This window comes from Flavobacterium channae, assembly GCF_021172165.1.
Classification (GTDB): domain Bacteria; phylum Bacteroidota; class Bacteroidia; order Flavobacteriales; family Flavobacteriaceae; genus Flavobacterium; species Flavobacterium channae.
On sequence record NZ_CP089096.1, the window covers coordinates 415,982 to 438,379 of the forward strand.

The following is a 22,398-nucleotide window of genomic DNA, read 5'->3' on the forward strand; positions in this document are numbered from 1 at the left end:
TCTAAAATATTAATTTATAACCTCGTCCCCTACTGTTAATAATTTCTACAGTAGGATCGAGGTTTAATTTTTTTCTTAGCTTCGTTATAAATACATCCATACTTCTCCCACTAAAAAAATCTTCATTTCCCCATACGGTATTTAATATCAAGGTTCTTTCTATCGTTTTTCCCTTATTTTTTACTAAAAATTCTAGTAAAATAGATTCTCTATTAGTTAATTTAACTGTTTTTTCTCCGTGAATTAATAATTGTGATTCAGTTTCAAATTCATAAGATCCAATTGTAAATCTTGTTGCTGTAGTTTTATTCTGAAGGTTATTAGTTAAAGATATGATTCTTACAATTAATTCTTCTATACTAAAAGGTTTTTTTATGTAATCATTGCAACCTATTTTAAATCCTTTAACTACATCAGCTGTTTGTGATTTTGATGTTAAAAATAAAATAGGAATAGTTTTATTAATTTGTCTAATTTCTTCGGCTAATGTAAAGCCGTCTTTTTTGGGCATCATTATATCTAAAACCAAAGCGTCAAAGTTCGATTTTCTAAATTCTTCAAAAGCAAATTCTCCATTTTCACATAAGGTAACCGTAAAGTTTCTACTTTCTAAACTTTCCTTAATAATTATTCCTAATGATGCTTCGTCCTCAGCCAAAAGCAGATTAATTTTGTTAGTCATTTGGTAAAGTTATTTTAAAAATAGTTTTGTTTGTTATAGTTAATTCAATTGTTCCAAAGTGTTTTTCAACTATAGTTTTTGCAAAATATAATCCAATTCCATGCCCTTTTATGTTGTGAATGTTTCCTTTTGGAATTCTATAAAACTTTTCAAATATTAATTTTTCTTGAGATTTTAATATTGAATTTCCGTTGTCTTTAACTTTAATTATAGTTGTTTTATCTGTTTGAAAGCAATTGATTTGAACATTATTTCCGCCATATTTTATTGCATTATCAATTAAATTTGAAATTGCATTTTCTAGATAAAATGAATCTGCCCTAATATATAATTCTTCTTTTTCAAATTCAAAAGTGATCTGTTTTTTAGAAATATCCTGATGTTTTTCAATAATTGATTTAATTAAAACTATTAAATTAATATTTTCTAAATTCAATTGAAGTTCTTTAGAGTTTAATGTTGCTGTTTCTAATATCTTTTCGACCATGTTTTCCAATTTATACAATTGATTGAATGAAATGGCAATATATTTTTTATTTTTTTCTAAATTATTTTCTGGATTAAATATGCTCATTCCTTCTAAAGCAGTTGCTATTGTGGTTATTGGTGTTTTGAATTCGTGAGTGATGTTGTTGATGAAATCATTTTTGATTTCGTCAATTTTTTTCTGTTTTTTAATGATATAAAGTAAAAAAAACAAACACCCAATAATTGCTAAAGAAAATAATAAAGAAAGCAACAATTCGTTTCCAATTCTTTTAATCAATAAACTATTTGAATAATCATAATTTAGATTTAAAGTTTCCTCGTTTTTGAAATAGACAGAATTTGGTACAATTTGGAGAGGTAATTTTGCTTTGCTTTTTAAATAAGTATAAATTAAAGTGTCGTTTTTTAAATGTTTTATTTCATAATTTAAAGCAATATTTTTACGATCTAGTTCTACTTTAAAAATAGAATCTAACATTTTATATTTAATAGAATCATTCTTAAATGACATCGTAATTTTACTAGGAAAGTTTTCTAATCCTCCAATTGAATCTATTGCTTTTTTTCCTTTAAGAATTTGTATGGATGAAATTTCTTCAACCTTAACTGCTTTGATATTAATAGGATGTGTGTTCTTTTGGTTTTTTACTAGTTTTTTAATTTTATTAGGAGCATTTGCATTTATTGCATCAGTTTTTTTTAGCTTGATAAATTGTTTTCTTAATTTTGAATCTAGTTTAATAACATGAATTAAATCTTCAACTTTAGTGGTCGAATCCTTGCTAACGATACTAATAAAATTTTCCTTAGAATCTTCATCAAAATATGTCTCTATAGCCTTGTCATAAGCAATTTGCACTTCGTTTTTTATCCGCTCTTTATTACTCAAATAATTTTTATAATTCCAATAAACTTGTAAACAAATAGTTGCTAAAACTAAAAGGCTAATGACTGCAAATATTCTTTTTAGATTAATTTTCATACTTCAAAAGTAAAAACTATTTGCATATTAATTTAACCGTTAACACACGTTAACATTCATTAACTTATTATTTGATTTTATAACTGTTAATTTGCTTCATTAATTAAAAACTAAAAGAAATGAAAACACTATTTTTTTCAAGTGCATTTTTATGGCTAACTCTAAGCTCATTTGCGCAAAATTTTCAAGGAATAGCTTATTATTCTTCACAAACAAGCATGAAGAATTTTAATTTTACAAGTGATGATATGACACCAGATGTAAAAGAAAAAATGATGGAAAGTATGAAAAAGGCTTTTGAAAAAAACTATGTTTTATCATTTAATACTGTGGAGTCCATTTATTCAGAAGAAGAAAAATTAGCTGCTCCAAAACCATCTAGTAATGGAGTCACTGTTAGTTTTTCAGGTGGAGCCGATTCTAAATATTATAAAAATTTTAAAACAAAACAATACATAACCGATTTAGATATTTTTGGAAAAGAATTTTTAGTTGTAGATTCTTTACCAAAATTTAATTGGGTTATGACTGGTGATGAAAAGAAAATTGGCAATTACACTTGTATTAAGGCACTAATTATTATTCCTGTCACAGAAGAAGATTTAAAAGAATATGAAGAATATAAGAAAAAAGCAGAAAGTGGTAAAACAACTTTTTTTACACCAAGTGAACCTAAAGAGAGAATAATTGAAGCATGGTACACCATCGAAATTCCAGTTTCAAATGGACCAGATAAATATTGGGGTTTACCAGGTTTAATTTTAGAATTACATGAAGGTGAAACCACATTTTTATGTTCAAAAATAGTTTTAAATCCTCAAGAAAAAATAGAGATTAAAGTACCAAAAAATGGAAAAAAAGTGACTCAAAAAGAATTTGATGATATCCAAGAAAAGAAACTAAATAGTATGAAAAATGAAGATGGAGTTATAGAAATTAAAATGTAACAAAATTTTGATTAATAAATTTGTAACAAAACTTCATAATATTAGTCTTATTTATTTAATATTATTAACAAATGAAAAAAAATATACTTTTTCTACTTTTATTATTTAGCGCAATTGCCTTTTCTCAAAATATTCGTTTCGAAGGAACTGTTAAAGATACAACAGGAGTTGGTTTAGAAATGGCCAATATTATGGCAATTAACAAGCAAACCAAAGCAATGGATGCTTATGCCATTACTAATGAAGCGGGAAAATTCACACTAAACCTTAAGCCAAGCACAGACTATACGCTTAAGGTAAGTTATATAGGGTTTCAAACTTTTGAAAAAGCAATTACTACTGGGACTACTAACATGAATTTTCCTGTAGTTTTAAAAGAAGGAACTCAATTAAATGAAGTAGAAATTGTACACGAAATGCCAGTGAGTGTTTCGGGAGATACCATTATTTACAATTCCGATTCTTTTACAAATGGAACGGAACGAAAGTTGGAAGATGTTCTTAAAAAACTCCCAGGTGTTGAAGTAAATAAAGACGGAGAAATTGAAGTGGAAGGTAAAAAAGTCCAAAAAGTAATGGTGGAAGGAAAAGACTTTTTTGATGGCGACACAAAGTTAGCTACTAAAAACATTCCAGCTGATGCTTTAGATAAAATCCAAGTTTTAAGAAATTACAACGAAGTTTCTAATTTAAAAGGACTAGAAAATAATGAAGAGAGTATTGCTTTAAATATCAAATTAAAAGAAGGTAAAAAGAATTTTTGGTTTGGTGATATGAATGCAGGTATTGGAGTTGGGATGGAAGATACTCGCTTTATTGTGAATCCAAAGTTGTTTTATTATAACCCAAAATACAGTTTAAATGTAATTGCTAATGTGAATAATATTGGCGAATTACCCTTAACTGCTCAAGATTATTTCAAGTTTACTGGAGGTTTTAAAAATATGATGCGTAAAGGCGGATCTTCCTTTAATGTGTCTTCAAATGATTTAGGAATTTTAGGACTTCGCAACAATCAAGCGGCAAATATTGAGTCAACTTTTGGAGCAGCTAATTTTAGTTTTAATCCTTCAAAAGCATGGACTTTAAGTGGATTTGGAATTTTACTTGGGAATAAAACGGAAATAGAAAACACGACCATCTCAAATCGTATTGATAATTTACCTGATGGCTCTTCTCAAACTATTTCTGAAACTAGAGAAGATTATACAAAGCAAGATAGTAAACAGATTTTACTTAAATTAAGTTCAAGTTATGTGCCTTCTGAAAAAGCACATTTTGATTACGATGCTTTAGTTAAATTTTCTGATCAAAAAGAAAATACGAGTGTTTTTTCTAGTTTACTTTCTGATATTTATACAGGTAAAAAGCAAAATCCATTTTCAATAAATCAAAACCTTAATTATTATTATACACTAAACGATAAACATGTGTTTGCTTTTGAAATGCAACATTTGTATCAAAAAGAAGATCCGTTTTATAATGCTAATTTAGAAACTTTGCCATTTGCGCCATTATTAACAGGATATGTAGATGAAGGAGCAGGAGTTAGAGATGATATATCGCAAAATCGTTTTGTACAAACAAATAAAGTAGATACAAAATTTGATTATTACTACATGCTTACGCCAAAAAGTAATATCAACTTGACATTAGGAAATACGTATTCGTATCAAAATTTTGATTCTTCTATTTTTCAAATTCTTCAAAATGGGAATCAGAATAATTTAACGGACGCTTCAACGGTTAATGATGTTAATTATGCTTTTAATGATGTGTTTTTAGGAGTTCATTATAAATTTTTATTAGGGAAATTTACATTCAATCCTGGATTTAGTGTGCATCAATTCAATACAAATGATGAGCAGTTAGGAACATCTAATAAACAATCTTTCAATAGAATTTTGCCAGATGTGTATGCTTTATGGCAAATTAAAAAATCAGAAACATTAACGTATAACTATTCGTTAACAAACAATTTTACTGATATTAATAAGTTGGCTCAAGGTTATGTGTTTTCAAATTATAACAGTTTATTTAGTGGAAATCGTTATTTAGAAAACTCTACTTCTCAAGTACATTCATTGCGTTATTTTAAATATAACATGTTTAATTTTGAGAACATTTTTGCTAACGTAACTTATACAAGACAAGTTGAAGCAATAAAAAATAGAGCTTTGTTATTAGGTGTTAACCAAATTTCTTCTGCTGAAAACATGAACTCTGATTTTCCAGATGAAACATTATCTGCAGCAGGAAATTATGGGCGCTCGTTTGCTAAATATTATAAAGCAAATTTGAGAGTTGGAGTTAACTGGTCTAAGTTTAATAATATTCGTGTCTTCCCAGATACTGATACAGATCCGACAAATAATCCAACAGAAGTACAATCTACAGAATCGGTAGCACAAAGTTATGGATTGAATTTTTCAACGAATTACAAAACGTTGCCAAACTTAACTTTAGGTTATAATTTCACAATTAATGATAACTTTTCAGATGTAATTTATGTTGATAGTCCAACATTAACATTAGAATATTATTTCTTAGATGCTTTTTCTTTTGTTTCAGAGTATTCGTATTATCATAATAGAAATAAATCTAAAACAATCGATAGTGAGTATGATTTCTTAACTGCTAGTTTAATGTATCAAAAGAAAGATAGTAAATGGGAATGGAAACTTTCAGGAACAAACCTATTAGATACACGATCTTTAGATACAAATAGTTTTAGTCAACTTGGAGGAACAAGTAGTTTTTCAAGTTATAGAGTGCAGCCAAGATATGTAATTCTAAGTTTGAAATATACTTTGTAAAATATTGTAATAAAAAAGTCCCGATTTCATCGGGACTTTTTTATTTTAATTTTTCTTCAATAGCTTTAAGTCGTTTTTCTAAAGCCTCATTTTTTTGCTTTTCAAGTTCTAATTCTTGTTTTAATGCTTCAATAGTTTTTTGCTGCTCTTGTATCGATTTAACAATAGGAACAACAAATTCGGCATATCTTAAACTGTAAAAATCATTGCTGTTTTTAGGTGTGTCAACTCCGCTAAAATCATAATTAACATTTTTTGCAGATTGTTCTACATCTTGAGCTAAAAATCCTGAATATCTTATGTTGTTATAAGAACCATTTGGATCAATACGTTTGAAATTGTAGTTGTAGGTTACGGGTTTTAATTGTAAAATGAAATCCAATCCTACAACATTTTCTTTGATATTTTCTTTTAATCTAGCGTCAGATATGCTAGACCACCCCACAGCTCCACCAATACTTGTAATGCCAAAGTTTCCAAATCGAATTTGATTGTCTCCAGATATGTAAGTATTGTATCCTATTGCAGTAGAATTATTGTATTCGCCAGCATTATAAGCGTTATAGCCAATAGAAGTATTGTAATTTCCGCTCACATTTGAATTTAAAGTATTGTTTCCAACGCCAACATTGTAAGAGCCATTGTTGTTTAATAAGCTATTATTTCCAATAGAGGTGTTGTTATTTCCGGAGTTGTTATTTGTTAGTGCGTTTGTGCCAATACTTAAGTTGTTCTCGCCATTAATGTTGTTTTTAGAAGCATCTTTCCCAATACCAATATTGTTGCTTCCTGTCTTGTTGTTTTCTAATGAACTTGAGCCAAAAGCAACATTGTTTGTTCCTGTTGTGTTTGATTTTAAAGAGAGTTCACCATAGGCAGAGTTGTAACTTCCTGTGTTAAAGTAAAGCGATTCATTACCAAATGCGGAATTTCCTGTGCCGTTTGTTAAAGAATATAATGCGTTGTTTCCAAAAGCACTATTTTTATTTCCATTTACATTATTGTAAAGACTATTGTAGCCAGATGCGGTATTATTTGAGCCAGAATCGTTATTGTACAAGGAATTGTTTCCAAGGGCAGTATTTTGATTTCCAGTTTTTGATTTATACAACGAATACGAACCTAAACTTGTGTTTTGGTTTCCAATAGTGTTGTTGTTTAAAGAGTTATTCCCGATTGCAGTATTTTGATTTCCAGTTGTGTTAAAATTTAATGATGCAAGGCCAACAGCTACATTGTTGTTTCCTGTTGAATTTGTCGTCAAAGTATATGATCCAATTCCTGTATTGTTATTACCACTAGAGTTGCTGTATAAAGAATACGTTCCAATAGCAACATTGTAATTCCCATTGGTATTACTATACAAACTATTGTTCCCAATCGCAGAATTTTCATTTCCGTTGATATTCATTAACAATGAATTTGATCCAATTGAAGTGTTCGAGTTTCCAGTAGTATTATTGTTTAAAGAATATATTCCTAATGCTGTGTTGGAGTTTCCTACGGTATTGTTTACCATGGCTTGAGCACCCATTGCGCTGTTAGAATAACCAGTAGTGTTGTTTTTTAATGTGTTAAATCCAATAGCTGTGTTTGAATTTCCATTTGTTGTATTACTTAAGGTAAAACTTCCAAATGCTGTATTATTAGAACTACTACCAACAGGTTTGTATGAGTTATTACCAAATGAGGTGTTACTTTGACTAATTATCCCAGAATGATTGTTGTTTCTTTTAAAAATTAAATCAGTATTATCTTTAGTTCCAATATAATTGTTGTTTGGATTTGTATTGCTATTTCCACTTATTAACCAAACATTTTTAGTGTTGGTTACCGATTTCCATTCAGTATTGTTGTTATCCCAATAATAAAATCCTGGCTCATTATTCCCTACGGTTGTTGTTAAATAAACGAGTAATCCGTTTTGATTGTTGCCTGGGTTGATACTAGGAAAACTACTGACTCTAGGAATAAGAATTCCATCAGTATTGTTTGGATTAGATAAATTGCTGGCTTGAATATCAAGAGTAGCATTAGGATTGGTAGTGTTAATACCAACTTGTGAAAAGGAAATTAGGTTACTTGAAATAGCTATAAAAAGTAATACAATTCTTAAGGTTTGCATTAAAAATATTTTTTGCTAATGTATAAAATATGTAATAAAAAACCCATTTATTTTTTAATAAATGGGTTTTAATTGTTTTATATTCAATAGTTTGTTAAATATTAAAAGCAGCTTTTACTTTATCTACGAAGTCTAACTTTTCCCAAGTAAATAATTCAACTGTTAATGTTTTGCTTTCTCCACCTGGAGCAGTAAACGTTTTAGTTACAGTTTCAGGAGTTCTTCCCATGTGTCCGTAAGCAGCAGTTTCGCTATAAATAGGGTTTCTTAATTTTAAACGTTGTTCAATAAAGTAAGGACGCATATCAAAAATACCTTCAACTACTTTACTGATTTCTCCGTCAGTTAAATTTACTTTAGAAGTTCCGTAAGTGTTTACGTTGATAGATGTAGGTTGAGCAACACCAATTGCATAAGAAACTTGTACTAAAATTTCATCAGCAACACCAGCAGCTACTAAGTTTTTAGCGATATGACGAGTTGCATAAGCAGCAGAACGGTCTACTTTAGATGGATCTTTTCCTGAGAAAGCACCACCACCGTGAGCTCCTTTTCCACCGTAAGTATCTACGATAATTTTTCTTCCAGTTAAACCAGTATCTCCGTGAGGACCTCCAATTACGAATTTTCCTGTTGGGTTAATGTGGTATTTAATAGCATCATTAAATAAATGAGCATATTGAGGGTTTTTAGCAATTACTCTCGGAATTAAAATCTCAATAATATCTTTTTTGATTTTAGCTAACATTGTTGGTTCGTCAGCAAAATCATCATGTTGAGTAGAAACTACGATAGCATCAATACGAACTGGTTTGTTATCATCAGAATATTCTAAAGTAACTTGCGATTTTGCATCAGGACGTAAATAAGTGATTGCTGCATTTTCTCTTCTTAAATCAGCTAATTCTTGAAGAATTTGATGAGATAATTTTAATGCTAAAGGCATAAAATCAGCAGTTTCGTTAGTTGCATAACCAAACATCATTCCTTGGTCACCAGCTCCTTGCTCTTCTTTGCTTGCTCTATCAACACCTTGATTAATATCGGCAGATTGTTCGTGAATTGCTGATAAAACACCACATGAATTAGCTTCAAACATGTATTCGCTTTTTGTATAGCCAATTTTTTTGATTACTTCTCTTGCGATAGTTTGTACATCTAAATATGTGTTTGATTTTACTTCTCCAGCTAAAATTACCTGACCAGTTGTAACTAAAGTTTCACAAGCTACTTTTGACTCTGGGTCAAATGCTAAAAAGTTATCAATTAATGCGTCTGAAATTTGATCCGCAACTTTGTCAGGATGTCCTTCACTCACTGATTCTGACGTAAATAAATAAGCCATAATTAATTATTTTAAAATTTAAGTGAGGAAAAAAAATTGCAGAGATTGCGTAAAGGAGTAAAGATTACTGCTTTAGCATTTTTTTAATGAGGTTGCAATCAGTTCAAATTTTTCCTCTTAGTTTTCGTTTGCAAATGTATGAAATGAAATTGAAATCCAAATAGTTGTTAGCTTTTTTTTAATATTAAAAATTTAAAGTGGGTTTTTTAAATGTACTTGTTTGTAGATTTTTTTTCGGGTCATTCGGTTTTTAAAATGTTTTTTATTCTAAAAAATTAAATTTAAACAACAAAAAACAGAAAAATAATCTATTTATTTTTTTATTGAAGAAAATAATTCTATTTTTGTACCATCAAATTAACAAGAAAAAAAATGATTTTAAACGTTTGCAATATGTGTTGTATCATGTGGAAATTTCTGCAGAGGACACCTATTGCATAATTTTTAAATTAAAAATAATCAATATTAAACCTCTGTCGAAAGCAGAGGTTTTTTTATTTCTATAACTCAAGAAAATATGAATACTAAGATTATACAGTTTTTAGAAAATGCTAATGATTTGCAACAAGAATTAGAATTTTTGGCAGAGAATTTTAATGATAAAATTGTTTTTTCAACCAGTTTTGGTATTGAAGATCAGGTAATTTCTCATGCTGTTTTTTCTCAAAATCTAGATGCTATTGAAGTGTTTACTTTAGATACTGGAAGATTTTTTGCAGAAACGTACGCGGTTTGGGATAAAACATTGTTGCAATACAATAAGCCTATCAAAGCCTATTATCCAAACACCCAAAAAGTAGAATCCCATGTAAATGAAAACGGAATCAATGCTTTTTATAATTCTATTGAATTGCGAAAAGAATGTTGTTACATAAGAAAAGTAGAACCGTTAGGAAGAGCTTTAAATGGAGCGAAAGTTTGGATAACAGGATTACGAACTGAACAATCTGAAAACAGAAATTCACTTAAAAAAATTGAGTGGGATGAAGAAAAACAACTTTACAAATACAACCCACTTATCAATTGGACAACAGCAGAAGTGACAAATTTTCTAAAAAAGTTTGGTGTTCCATACAATACACTTCATGATGAAAATTTTGTTAGTATTGGTTGTGCTCCTTGTACCAGAGCATTAAAACCTGGAGAAAACTTTAGAGATGGACGATGGTGGTGGGAAGATAAATCGAAAAAAGAATGTGGCTTACATAGATAAATTAATAACTGAAATACATATAAAATGTCAAATACAAATCAATATTTAGAACAGCTTGAAAATGAAGCAATCTACATCCTTCGTGAAACAGCTGCACAATTTGAAAAACCTGCGTTGTTGTTTTCAGGAGGTAAAGATTCCATTGTTTTAGTGCATTTAGCATTAAAAGCATTCCGACCTGGAAAATTTCCATTTCCATTAGTACACGTAGATACTGGACATAATTTTCCTGAAGCTTTAGAATTTAGAGATTATCTGGCTAACAAAATTGGAGAAAAATTAATTGTTGCGTCTGTTGAAGAAAGTATTAAAAAATACAATTTAAAAGAAACTGCTGGTCGTTTTCCATCGAGAAATGCTTTACAAACGTATGCTCTTTTAGATGTTATTGAAGAAAATGAGTTTGATGCTTGTATAGGTGGTGCGCGTAGAGATGAAGAAAAAGCTAGAGCTAAAGAAAGAATTTTTTCTGTCCGTGATGATTTCGGACAGTGGGATCCAAAATTACAACGACCAGAGCTTTGGGATATATTAAATGGAAAAGTTCAAAAAGGGCATAATGTTCGTGTTTTTCCAATAAGCAATTGGACAGAATTAGATGTTTGGAATTATATTCAAAAATACAATATCGAATTGCCCGGTTTGTATTTTGCTCACGATAGAGAATGTATTGTGCATCACGATAAATTGGTTGCTACTTCAAAGTTTATTCAGCCTTTAGAAGATGATACAGTTGTTGTAGAAAAGGTTCGCTATAGGACAGTAGGAGATATGACGTGTACTGCTGCTGTTCCTTCAAACGCTAGTACAGTTCAAGATATAATAGATGATATTATTCAAACGAGAATTAGTGAAAGAGGACAAACAAGATTAGATGATCAGCTTTCTGAAGCTGCAATGGAAGACAGAAAAAAACAAGGGTATTTTTAAAAAGAAAAAGATTAAAAAATGAATACATTACGATTTATAACAGCTGGTAACGTAGACGATGGAAAAAGTACTTTAATTGGAAGATTGTTGTACGATTCCGATAGTATACATACCGATCAATTAGGGGTTTTGCAAAAACAAACCAAGCAAGAAGGAGTTGATATCGATTTGTCTTTGATTACTGACGGACTTCGAGCGGAACGCGAACAAGGAATTACTATAGATGTAGCTTATAAATACTTTTCAACAAAAAAGAGAAAATTTATAATTGCCGATGCGCCAGGACACGAACAGTATACAAGAAACATGATTACTGGAGCATCTAATTCTGATTTAATCATCATTTTAGTTGATGCTCGAAAAGGAATTACAGAACAAACAAAACGTCATGCTAGTATTGGTTCTTTAATGGGGATTAAAAAAGCAGTCGTTGCCATCAATAAAATAGATTTAGTGGATTATTCTGAGGCTACTTTCAATCAAATAGTAGCTGATTTTGAAGACTTAAAATCGGAATTAAATTACAATACAATTAGTTATATACCAGTGAGTGCTTTAGTTGGTGATAATATTGTTGCTAAATCTTCTGAAACACCTTGGTATAATGGAAAAGCTTTGTTGGAAACTTTAGAAACAATTGAAATTGAATCTACTTTCAATTTAGACGCTCGTTTTCAAGTGCAATGGGTGATCCGACCAAAAGACGAAGAAAATCACGACTACAGAGGATATGCTGGTTTGGTTTTAAGCGGAAGTTATAAAGTAGGAGATGAAATAGTTGTTTTGCCTGCAAAAATTGCTTCTAAAATTTCTAAAATTGAAAGAAATCTTGAAACTATTGAAGAAGCCAAAGCGGGCGAAAATGTTGTTTTTCATTTTGAAAACAATATCGATATCAGTCGTGGTGATACAGTAGTGTTAACACATCAATTACCACAAGAATCAAATCAAATAAATACTTGGATTTCATGGTTAGATAATAATCATCTTCAACTTGGAAAAACCTATTTGTTACAACATCGTTTCAAAAATGTTAGAGTTAAAGTGCAATCCATAAATCAAAAGTGGAATATTAACGATTGGAAATTTACTGCAACTGACGAAGTTAAATTGAATGACATTGCACAAGTATCGATTAAAACAAATCAACCATTATTTTTTGATGCTTTCGATAAAAATGCAAAGTCAGGAAATGCAATTCTTATAGACGAAACCACTTATAATACGGTTGGGGCTTTAATGTTTTTGTAAAATTAAAATTATGGAACTTTCTAATTCATACAGTAAAGAGTTATTTCAGAGAAATTTAAGCGAAAAACGAAATTTTCTAAATAAAGCTAATGCGCAAAATTGGTTAGAAAATGTATTTGCGTGGCTGTTTTGTACACAAGAAGAATGTTTGGATTTTAAATTGTTTCAAGAAAAAGAATCGGTTTTAAAAAAGGAGTTGCAAATTATTTTAAAACAGGTCGATGTTGATTCAAGTACTGAGTTTTCGAATCGTTTTTTTGAGAGCTTAGTTGATATTCATTCCGATTTATTGCATGATTTAAAAGCAATTTTAGATTTTGATCCAGCGGCTAAATCAAGAGCTGAAGTTTTGCTTTCTTATCCTGGTTTTTACTGCATATTCGTTTACCGAATAGCTAATTTTTTATGGAAAAATCAGGTGCAAATTTTGCCAAGAGTTTTGTCTGAATACGCTCATAGTAAAACAGGAATCGATATTCATCCGGGTGCAGAAATAGGAAAAAGCTTTTTTATCGATCACGGAACAGGAGTTGTTATTGGTGAAACAGCAAAAATCGGTAATAATGTAAAGATTTATCAAGGGGTAACATTAGGAGCATTAAGTGTTAGTAAAGATAAAGCCGAACAAAAAAGACATCCAACGATAGAAGATGATGTTATTATTTATGCTAATGCCACTATTCTAGGAGGAAATACAACAATTGGAAAAGGAGCCGTAATTGGCGGAAATGTTTGGATAACCGAATCAATTCCTGCACAGTCGCTAGTGTATCATAAAAGTGAAATCATCGTAAAAACAAAAATAGAGTATAATAAAATTATAGATTTTAGTATTTAACAACACAACAAAATACAATAGTATGAAAGCAAATAATATTTTAGAAACGATTGGAAAAACACCAGTAGTAAAAATTAATAAACTTTATGGTGCAAATAAAAATGTATTCATCAAATTAGAAAGAACCAATCCTGGTAATAGTATTAAGGATCGAATTGCGCTAGCGATGATTGAAGATGCTGAAGCAAAAGGTTTACTAAAACCCGAGAGTGTAATTATCGAACCAACTTCTGGAAATACAGGTATCGGTTTGGCTTTGGTAGCAGCTGTAAAAGGCTATAAAGTAATTCTTGTTATGCCAGAATCGATGAGTGTGGAACGAAGAAAGTTGATGGAAATCTACGGAGCTGAATTCGATTTAACACCACGCGAAAAAGGAATGAAAGGAGCAATTGAAAGAGCTGCCGAATTAGTTTCACAAACGCCAAATGCTTGGTCACCATCTCAATTTGTCAATCCTGCAAATGTAGAAGTACATCAAAAAACAACAGGTCAAGAAATTTTAGCTGATTTTCCTGATGGTTTAGATTATATCATCACTGGAGTAGGAACTGGTGGACACATTTCTGGAGTAGCATCCGCAGTAAAAGCAAAATTTCCAAATGTAAAAGTAATTGCGGTTGAACCAGAATTATCACCAGTTTTGAGTGGTGGAGAACCAGGACCACATCCAATACAAGGAATTGGAGCAGGTTTTGTACCTGAGAATTACCATGGTAATTTAATCGATGAGGTTGTTCAAGTTTCAAAAGATGAAGCATTTGAGTTTGCTAGAGCAGTAGCAAAACAAGAAGGAATTTTAGTAGGTATTTCTACTGGGGCTTCTTTAGCAGCAGTTGCTAAGAAAGTACAAAGTTTACCTGATGATGCAGTAGTGCTGACTTTTAATTACGATACAGGAGAGCGTTACCTGTCAACTGAAGGGTTGTTCTAAAAATAAATCAATAATTTTTTTGTAGGGTTTTTACTCCATTTTTTAGTGGAGCGGGGAATGCTATGCTTTATTCAAAAGAAAAATGATACAAATAGTAAAAAAAGGAAAGGTGGTTTTAGCTGGCGCGGGGCCTGGTGATCCAGACTTGATAAGCTTAAAAGCATTGAAATATTTGCAAACTGCCGATATTGTTTTAACCGATAGATTGGTTTCTCCAGAGTTAATCGATACCTATGCTCGAAAAGATGCTGAGGTAATTTATGTAGGAAAACAATGTTCTAAGGGAATTTGGACACCACAAAAGGATATTAATGAATTAATGGTTGATTATGCGTTGCAGGATAAATTAGTGTTGCGATTAAAAGGTGGAGATGCTTCATTGTTTTCCAATGTGTTGGATGAGCTCTTAGTTTTAAAAGAAAATACAATAGACTACGAAATTATCCCTGGAATTTCTGCGGCTTTCGGAGCGGCAGCATACACAGGTATTCCATTGACGGCTAGAGGTTATTCAAGAGGAGTTCGTTTTTTAACCTTGTATGATTTGAATACGGTTCAATCCCAACAATGGAACGATTGGGCTACAACCGAAGATACTTTGATTTTTTACATGAGTGGCCAAAGATTAAATGCGTTAACCCAACAACTTTTGGAGTTAGGTATTGATGAGCAAAAAGGAATTGCTGTAGTACAACAAGCCACAACACCTAATCAGAAAACACAAGTATTTTCTTTTGAACAATTAAAAAGCTCAGAATTGCCTGCTTTTGAATACGTTCCTACACTTTTAATAATTGGTAAAGTGGTGAGTTTACACCAAGATTTTGCTTGGTTCAATGAAAAGAATACAACGGAATCTTATTTCGATAATCATAAAAATGTTTTTCAAAATGCTATCTGAAAATAAATTATCATTACTAAAACAATTGGTGCAAAATGCATCAAATGAAGAAATTATTTGGACAAAAGGATATTTGGCTGGTTTTTTAGATGGAAGTAAATCAGATTTTTCTGTTACAAAAGAAACTAATGTAACCAATATTCCAGTTGCCGTCAAACCATTAATTATTTATGGAACCGAAACGGGTAATTCTAAAAAAGTAGCTTCTCAATTATTGGCTAATTTTAAAAAGAATAAAATTCAAGCCAAAGCGGTTGATGTTTTTCAATACGATGCCACTAAACTTTCAAAGGAAAATCTAGTAGTATTTGTAATGAGTACGCAAGGAGAAGGAGAGTTTCCTCAAAATGCGGTTGCTTTTTATGAAAACTTAAAAGGTTCTGAAGTAGATTTGAGTAAGGTGTCTTTTGCAGTTTTGGGATTGGGTGATTCTTCATATCCTTTATTCTGTAATGCAGGAGTTTTACTAGACGAAGTTTTGGCTGAAAAAGGAGCTAAGCGTTTGTTGCCATTGGTGAAAGCGGATGTTGATTTTGCAGATACTGTTAGCAATTGGGAAACTAATTTAAAAGCAGCTTTTCAAAATCAAGGTACTTCACAAGAAACTGTAAAAGTACAAACGGCTAATACAACTTCACGCAAGCAAAATTATACTGGAGTAATCCATCACAAAGTGGTATTAAATGATGTGGGTTCTAATAAAGAAACCTACCATATTGAAATTTCTTCAGAAGATGAAATTGTTTACAAACCAGGAGATGCTTTAGGAATTATTCCTAAAAACAGCACTGAAGATGTGGCTTTTATTTTAAATTATTTTAGTGTTGATGCCAATCAAGAAATTACTGTGAAAGATCAAAAACAGACTGCTGAAAAATGGTTGTTGGAACGAAACATAAAAGGATTGAGTAAGCGTTCTATCGAACAATTAGCATTACTTCTTCAAGTAGGAATCAATTCAGAAAAATCGGATTTAATAGATATTCTAAAGCAAGTTGAAATTAGTAAAGACTTGAAAATAGAAAGTGTGATTGAGCTTTTATTGCCAATTGCTCCGCGTTTGTATTCTATTTCGTCATCTTCAGAAGCACATGATGGAGAAGTGCATCTTACGGTAAACTTGAATACGTTTACAATAAATGAAGAAGTGAAAACAGGATTGGCATCTCAATTTTTAGCGGATTTTCCACTAGACACTCTTATCGAATTTTACATTCATAAAAATAACAATTTCAGGTTGCCTGAACCTGGTGAAAAAGTCATCATGATTGGTCCCGGAACGGGAATAGCACCATTCAGAAGTTTCTTAGCGCATCGAGATGCTACAGCTGCGGAAGGTGAAAATTGGTTGTTTTTCGGCGAGCAACATTTTGTATTGGATTTCTATTATCAAACTGAAATTCAAGAATGGTTGACTACGGGAGTTTTGACCAAATTGGATACAGCCTTTTCAAGAGATCAGGAGCGTAAAATTTATGTGCAAGATCGTATTCGAGAGAAAGCATCAGAGTTTAATCGTTGGTTGGAAGAAGGCGCGAATATTTACATCTGTGGGCAAAAAAATCCAATGAGTCAAGATGTGGAAGAAGCAATTATAGAAGTGATTGCGCAAGAACGTAATATTTCTGTTGAAGCTGCGAAAGGAGTTTTGGAAACATTAGAAAATCAAGGAAAATATCAAAAAGACGTTTATTAAAAACTATAAAAATGAGTGAAAAATTATCCTCAATAGAAGCAATAAAAACCCAAAGCGATGGGTTGAGAGGAACATTGAAAGAAAGTATTGATTTGGATAATCATACGGGTAATTTGCGTCCCGATGACGAAACTTTAGTGAAGTTTCATGGAATGTATGTTCAAGATGATCGTGATAGAAGGGCTGAGCGTGCAGCAAAAAAATTGGATAAATTATATTCTTTCATGATTCGTTTGCGAATTCCGGGAGGTGTTATTTCGGCTGATCAATGGATAGCAACGCATGAAATTTCTGAGCAGTATGGTACTGGAACGTTAAAAATAACAACACGTCAGACATTACAATTACACGGTTTGCTGAAACATCAATTACGACCAACCATCCAAGCATTTAATACGGCAAAATTGGATTCTATTGCAGCCTGTGGTGACGTGAATCGTAATGTAATTGTGAGTTCGCATCCGCAAATTTCACCGCTTCATCAAGAAATTTACGAGTATGCCGATAAAATTTCGACTTTACTGTTGCCTAAAACACAATCGTATTATGAGGTATTTATTGATGGAGAGAAAATTTACGAACGTTCCGCAGAAGCCGATCCGTTGTATGAAGATCGTTATTTGCCAAGAAAATTTAAAATTGCCATTGCAATTCCGCCAAGTAATGATGTTGATGTTTTTACAAATGACATTGGACTGATTGCTGTTGTTGAAAACAATGAATTAAAAGGTTTTAATATTGCTATTGGCGGTGGTTTGGCTACTACACATGGTAATCCGAATACGTATTCTCGATTGGGAAGTATTATTGGATTTACCGATACGGAAGAGAAAACTTTAAAGGCGGTTTATGAAATATTAACCGTACAACGTGATTTTGGTAATCGTGTTGATCGAAAGCTGTCTCGCTTAAAATATACAGTTGATCGTTTAACAGTAGAAGGATTTAAAAAGGAGTTAGAAAGCCGAATAGGATTCGAATTGTTACCAGCGAAGCCTTTTACATTTACCGAAAGAAGTGACAGGTATGGTTGGGAGCAAAATCATTTAGGAAAATGGTTTTATACTTTATTTGTAGAACACGGGGTGATAAAGCCTTATCAGAAGCAATTTCTATTTGAATTGGCACAACTTGGAATTTCTAATTTTATTTTTTCAGGAAATCAAAACTTGATTTTAGGAGAAATAAGTGAAGCTGATAAAGCGAAAGTAGAAGTGTTATTAAAAGCGCATGATATTGAACAAAAAGTGAGTGCCTTGCGAAAAAACTCGATGGCTTGTGTGGCCTTGCCTACCTGTCCATTAGCATTGGCTGAAGCACAACGTTATTTGCCAGAATTGGTTACCAAAATAGAGCCGATTTTAGAAAAATACCAACTTTCAGATGATGAAATTTCAATTCGTATGACGGGTTGTCCAAATGGATGTGGTCGTCCTTATGTTGCAGAATTAGGGTTTATTGGTACAGGTCCGGAACATTACAATTTTATGTTGGGAGGTGATCGTTTTGGTGAAAGATTGAATGTTTTGTACAAGGAAAAATTAAATGAAAGCCAAATTTTAGAAGAAGTAGATCGCTTGTTTTCGGATTATGTAACCAATAGAAATTTGCATGAAACATTTGGAGATTTTGCTTTTAGAACTCTTTTTGCAAATTAAAAATCATCTAGTAAAAGTAGTTTGCTTTTTCTTGGTGTTGTTTTTTCAAAATGGTTTTGGACAAAAAAATGTCGAGCATCAAAAATTAATTTGGTATGGCTATTATATTAACTTGAAATTGAATCCAAATTGGAAGTTAAATGCGGAAATACAAGAACGTCATTTTATAAGTCCAGTAAAACAACATCAATTGGTTGTACGAACAAATATTGAAAGAAAGATAATTAACAATTGGTCGGCTTTGGCTGGGATGGCATTGTTTTTACAAAGTCCAAATGATCCTTATTCATCATCAAATTTGATGGTGCCAGAGCTTCGACCAAGTGTTGGTTTTGCGAATTTTGAACATTTTGGAAAGTTAAAAATGAATCATAAATATCAATTAGAAGCTCGATTTTTTCAAAATCAAGTTGATGGAGAATTGGTTTCTGGCTATTCGTTTTTAAATTTTCGTTTTCGATACCAATTAGGATTTGATTATCCCTTGTTGAAAGTAGATGATTCTGATAAAATAATTATAAAATTAAAAGATGAAATAATGTTGAATGTGGGTAATCAAATCGTTAAAAATACATTTGATCAAAATCGAGTTTACTTAGTTTTGAATTTTGTTGTAACGCCAAAACTTGCATTTGAAGTTGGTTATTTGAATTGGTTTCAACAGCAAAAATCAGGAGGCAATTATTATAATAGAGATATATTACGTTTTTCAATTTTTCACACTATTTCATAAAAAATAAAATATGAAGAATACACTTTTTCCAGTTTTTTTAAAAACCGATTCGGCTCATTTTTTAATTGTAGGCGGAGGAAATGTTGGTTTAGAAAAAACAGAAACTTTGTTGAGGCAAAATCCGGATATTAAAATTAGAATTGTAGCTACTTATTTTCATGCTAATTTAACCGAAATTGGAAAGAAACATTCTAATATAACTTTTCTTGAACGTCCTTTTGAGGAGCAAGATTTAATTGGTGTAGATTATGTAATTATAGCAACGGATAAACCAGAAGTTAATTTAGCAATTCGAGAATTAGCCAAATCAAAAGGAATTAAAGTTAATGCAGCGGATCAGCCTGCGTTATGTGATTTTTATTTGGGTTCTATTGTGAATAAAGGAAGTTTAAAAATTGCTATTTCAACCAATGGAAAGTCGCCAGTTTTAGCCCGTCGATTACGCGAATATTTTACAGAAGTTATTCCGGATAATATCGAAGAAAGTATTGAGGTTTTGAATACTTTCCGAAGTCAACACAAAGGAGATTTTCAAGAAAAATTGAGTGATTTGAATAAAGCTACAGCGAGTTTTCAAAAAAACAACGAACCAAAGAAATACAAGCGATTGGCTTTTACATTGGCATCATCTTTTTTGATGTTCTTTATTGGTTATGGTTGTTCAACTTTAGTGACTTTTTCTGATATTCAAAATGGGTTGAGCTTAATTCCTAATGAGTTTTATTACATGCTTTTAATAGGTTTTGTAGCACAATTAATTGATGGCGCAGTTGGTTTAGGATATGGTGTTACGTGTGCAACAAGTATGATGATTTTAGGAGTAAAATTACCAGCTATAAGCGGAAGTATTCACACGGCTGAAATGTTTTCAAGTGCTATAAGTGGTTTTTCGCATTATAAATTTGGTAATGTAAACAAGCGATTGCTTTTTTGGTTGGCTTCTTTTGGAGTTGTTGGAGCTGTTTTAGGGGCTTTTTTCTTGGTTTATTTAGGTAATGAGTATGAGAATTTTGCTTATTTGGTTTTGTCTTCCTATACTTTTGTTATTGGTGTTCGATTGCTTGTTATTGCTTTTAAAAAGATTCAAATGAAAAAGAAGATAAAATTTTTAGGAGTATTAGGATTTACTGGAGGTTTTATGGATGCCTTTGGTGGTGGTGGTTGGGGACCAATTGTAACTTCAACGTTGTTGGCAAAAGGAAGAAAATCAAAATACGTTGTTGGTACAGTTAGTTTAGCTGAATTTTTTATAACCTTGGCGGCTTCAATAGTGTTTTTTACTTCGTTAGGAGTAAGTCATTGGTACATTGTGTTAGGATTGATTTTAGGTGGAGTTATTGCTTCGCCAATTGCGGCAAAATTAGCAGGAAGACTTCCGCAAAAAGCAGCACTTTTATTTGTTTCTTTCCTAGTTATAGTGTTTAGTGTCAGAGTGTTTTTAAAGATAATTTAAAATGTTTGTGTTAAATAGAATAATTAACTTTCTAATTAAATTAATTTAGATTATTTTTCTAAATATTGAAAATAAAATAACAAAATTTAGATTTTTATTCTAAATATTTTTTGTGATAGATTTTTATTCTAATTTTGCCCTGTAAAACAAAAGTAAAAAATGATTTATACGATTTGCAATATGTGTATGATGATGTGGAATTTTCCGCAGAGGTCGACTATTGTATAATTTTAAATCAAAAAAATATTCAATGCTACCTCTGTTTTAAACAGAGGTTTTTTTATTGTAAAAATTAAAGATATGGAAGTGAGAATTTATATTCCAAGAAGATATTGCCGAATGTGTTCATGATTATTTAATGAAGTTTAGATTTTTGTTTGTTTGAAGACTGCCGATAGAAAACCTACCTAAAGGCAGTCTTTTTTAAAAAGTAAGATGAGTTATATTCAAAAAATAGTGTTCGAGAATTTCCCATTGCAAAATGGAGTGTTGCAATCAAAGGTTATTCTTTCTTATCAATTGTTCGGGCAGTCTATTGGAACAGCGCCTTTAGTTTTGGTAAATCATGCGTTAACAGGCAATTCGCATGTTATTGGAGAAAATGGTTGGTGGGAATCTTTAATTGGAGAACAAAAAACGATTGATACAAATAAGTATACAGTTTTAGTTTTCAATATTCCAGGAAATGGTTATCAAGATGAAAATAATCTAATTGAAAACTATCAAGATTTTACCACAAAAGATATTGCTAATCTATTTTGGAAAGGAATAGATTCATTTAAAATTGAAAGTGTTTTTGCAATTATAGGCGGAAGTTTAGGTGGAGCAATTGCTTGGGAAATGAATGCACTTCGTCCAAATGCAGTTCAGAATTTAATTCCAGTAGCTACAAGTTGGAAATCTTCTGATTGGTTAATTGGAAACGTCTTAATTCAAGATTTGATTTTGAAAAATTCTAAAAATCCTATTCACGATGCTAGAATTCACGCCATGTTGTTGTATCGAACTCCCGAATCATTGCAAGAAAAATTTCAGACCAAATTGCAAAATTCGGAAGGATTGTTTCAAGTGGAAAGTTGGTTGTTCCATCACGGAGAAAAATTGCAAAACAGATTTCAACTTTCAGCTTATAAACTGATGAATCATTTGTTGAAAACTACCGATATTTTTAGAAATAACAACCAATCTGAAATTATAAAAAGCATTACAGCAAACATTCATTTGGTAAGCGTGGATACCGATTATTTTTTTACTGCAAACGAAATCAAAACAGCTTTTCAGGAAATCAAAAACTACAAAAACAATGTGTTTTATCACGAAATCAAATCCATTCACGGACACGATGCTTTCTTGATTGAATTTGAACAACTAAACAACATACTAAAACCTATATTTAATTAGAAAT

Annotated in this window: 17 protein-coding genes; 13 read left to right on the plus strand and 4 right to left on the minus strand. The window is 31.2% G+C overall.

Annotated elements, in window-relative coordinates; all coding sequences use genetic code 11:
- Window position 1: 1 nt before the first annotated feature.
- Entirely contained in the window at window positions 2–682 is a 681-nt protein-coding gene (locus LOS89_RS01695) for a response regulator transcription factor (protein WP_231836002.1), read from the minus strand.
- A complete protein-coding gene (locus LOS89_RS01700; RefSeq protein WP_231836003.1) occupies window positions 675–2,153 on the minus strand; it encodes a sensor histidine kinase in 1,479 nt (492 codons plus the stop codon). The genes LOS89_RS01695 and LOS89_RS01700 overlap by 8 nt, the downstream gene beginning before the upstream one ends.
- Window positions 2,154–2,272: 119 nt before the next feature.
- Between LOS89_RS01700 and LOS89_RS01705 the strand changes: the two genes are divergently transcribed.
- Window positions 2,273–3,100, plus strand: coding sequence for a GLPGLI family protein (locus tag LOS89_RS01705; protein ID WP_231836004.1), 828 nt, complete (start codon window positions 2,273–2,275; stop codon window positions 3,098–3,100).
- Window positions 3,101–3,171: 71 nt separating this feature from the next.
- Window positions 3,172–5,916 carry a TonB-dependent receptor gene (locus LOS89_RS01710; protein WP_231836005.1) on the plus strand — a complete coding sequence of 915 codons (2,745 nt, stop codon included), beginning with the start codon at window positions 3,172–3,174 and terminating at the stop codon, window positions 5,914–5,916.
- Window positions 5,917–5,956: 40 nt separating this feature from the next.
- Here LOS89_RS01710 and LOS89_RS01715 read toward each other — a convergent pair whose 3' ends face one another.
- Both LOS89_RS01715 and metK read right to left on the minus strand, forming a co-directional pair.
- Entirely contained in the window at window positions 5,957–8,041 is a 2,085-nt protein-coding gene (locus tag LOS89_RS01715) for a phage tail-like protein (RefSeq protein ID WP_231836006.1), read from the minus strand.
- Window positions 8,042–8,135: 94 nt separating this feature from the next.
- Window positions 8,136–9,386 (minus strand): methionine adenosyltransferase, encoded by a 1,251-nt coding sequence (gene metK, locus LOS89_RS01720; protein ID WP_231836007.1) that lies wholly within the window; start codon window positions 9,384–9,386, stop codon window positions 8,136–8,138.
- Window positions 9,387–9,903: 517 nt separating this feature from the next.
- Between metK and LOS89_RS01725 the strand changes: the two genes are divergently transcribed.
- From LOS89_RS01725 to LOS89_RS01775, 11 genes are all read left to right on the plus strand, one after another.
- Complete coding sequence (locus LOS89_RS01725; RefSeq protein ID WP_231836008.1) at window positions 9,904–10,599, plus strand: phosphoadenylyl-sulfate reductase; 696 nt, start codon at window positions 9,904–9,906, stop codon at window positions 10,597–10,599.
- A 24-nt stretch (window positions 10,600–10,623) separates the two neighbouring features.
- Entirely contained in the window at window positions 10,624–11,529 is a 906-nt protein-coding gene (gene cysD, locus LOS89_RS01730; RefSeq protein ID WP_231836009.1) for a sulfate adenylyltransferase subunit CysD, read from the plus strand.
- A gap of 18 nt (window positions 11,530–11,547) precedes the next feature.
- A complete protein-coding gene (locus LOS89_RS01735; RefSeq protein WP_231836010.1) occupies window positions 11,548–12,780 on the plus strand; it encodes a sulfate adenylyltransferase subunit 1 in 1,233 nt (410 codons plus the stop codon).
- Window positions 12,781–12,790: 10 nt separating this feature from the next.
- Window positions 12,791–13,618 carry a serine O-acetyltransferase EpsC gene (epsC, locus tag LOS89_RS01740; RefSeq protein WP_231836011.1) on the plus strand — a complete coding sequence of 276 codons (828 nt, stop codon included), beginning with the start codon at window positions 12,791–12,793 and terminating at the stop codon, window positions 13,616–13,618.
- Window positions 13,619–13,640: 22 nt separating this feature from the next.
- Entirely contained in the window at window positions 13,641–14,552 is a 912-nt protein-coding gene (gene cysK, locus LOS89_RS01745) for a cysteine synthase A (RefSeq protein WP_231836012.1), read from the plus strand.
- A gap of 82 nt (window positions 14,553–14,634) precedes the next feature.
- Window positions 14,635–15,453: a uroporphyrinogen-III C-methyltransferase gene (gene cobA, locus LOS89_RS01750; RefSeq protein WP_231836013.1), complete on the plus strand. Its 819-nt coding sequence runs from the start codon at window positions 14,635–14,637 to the stop codon at window positions 15,451–15,453.
- Window positions 15,443–17,149, plus strand: a complete 1,707-nt coding sequence (locus LOS89_RS01755; RefSeq protein WP_231836014.1) for a diflavin oxidoreductase — start codon at window positions 15,443–15,445, stop codon at window positions 17,147–17,149. The genes cobA and LOS89_RS01755 overlap by 11 nt, the downstream gene beginning before the upstream one ends.
- 11 nt (window positions 17,150–17,160) lie before the next feature.
- Entirely contained in the window at window positions 17,161–18,807 is a 1,647-nt protein-coding gene (locus LOS89_RS01760) for an NADPH-dependent assimilatory sulfite reductase hemoprotein subunit (RefSeq protein ID WP_231836015.1), read from the plus strand.
- Window positions 18,761–19,540: a DUF2490 domain-containing protein gene (locus LOS89_RS01765; RefSeq protein WP_231836016.1), complete on the plus strand. Its 780-nt coding sequence runs from the start codon at window positions 18,761–18,763 to the stop codon at window positions 19,538–19,540. The genes LOS89_RS01760 and LOS89_RS01765 overlap by 47 nt, the downstream gene beginning before the upstream one ends.
- A gap of 10 nt (window positions 19,541–19,550) precedes the next feature.
- Window positions 19,551–20,993 carry a TSUP family transporter gene (locus LOS89_RS01770; protein WP_231836017.1) on the plus strand — a complete coding sequence of 481 codons (1,443 nt, stop codon included), beginning with the start codon at window positions 19,551–19,553 and terminating at the stop codon, window positions 20,991–20,993.
- A gap of 435 nt (window positions 20,994–21,428) precedes the next feature.
- Window positions 21,429–22,394 carry an alpha/beta fold hydrolase gene (locus LOS89_RS01775; RefSeq protein ID WP_231836018.1) on the plus strand — a complete coding sequence of 322 codons (966 nt, stop codon included), beginning with the start codon at window positions 21,429–21,431 and terminating at the stop codon, window positions 22,392–22,394.
- The last annotated feature ends 4 nt before the right edge of the window (window positions 22,395–22,398 follow it).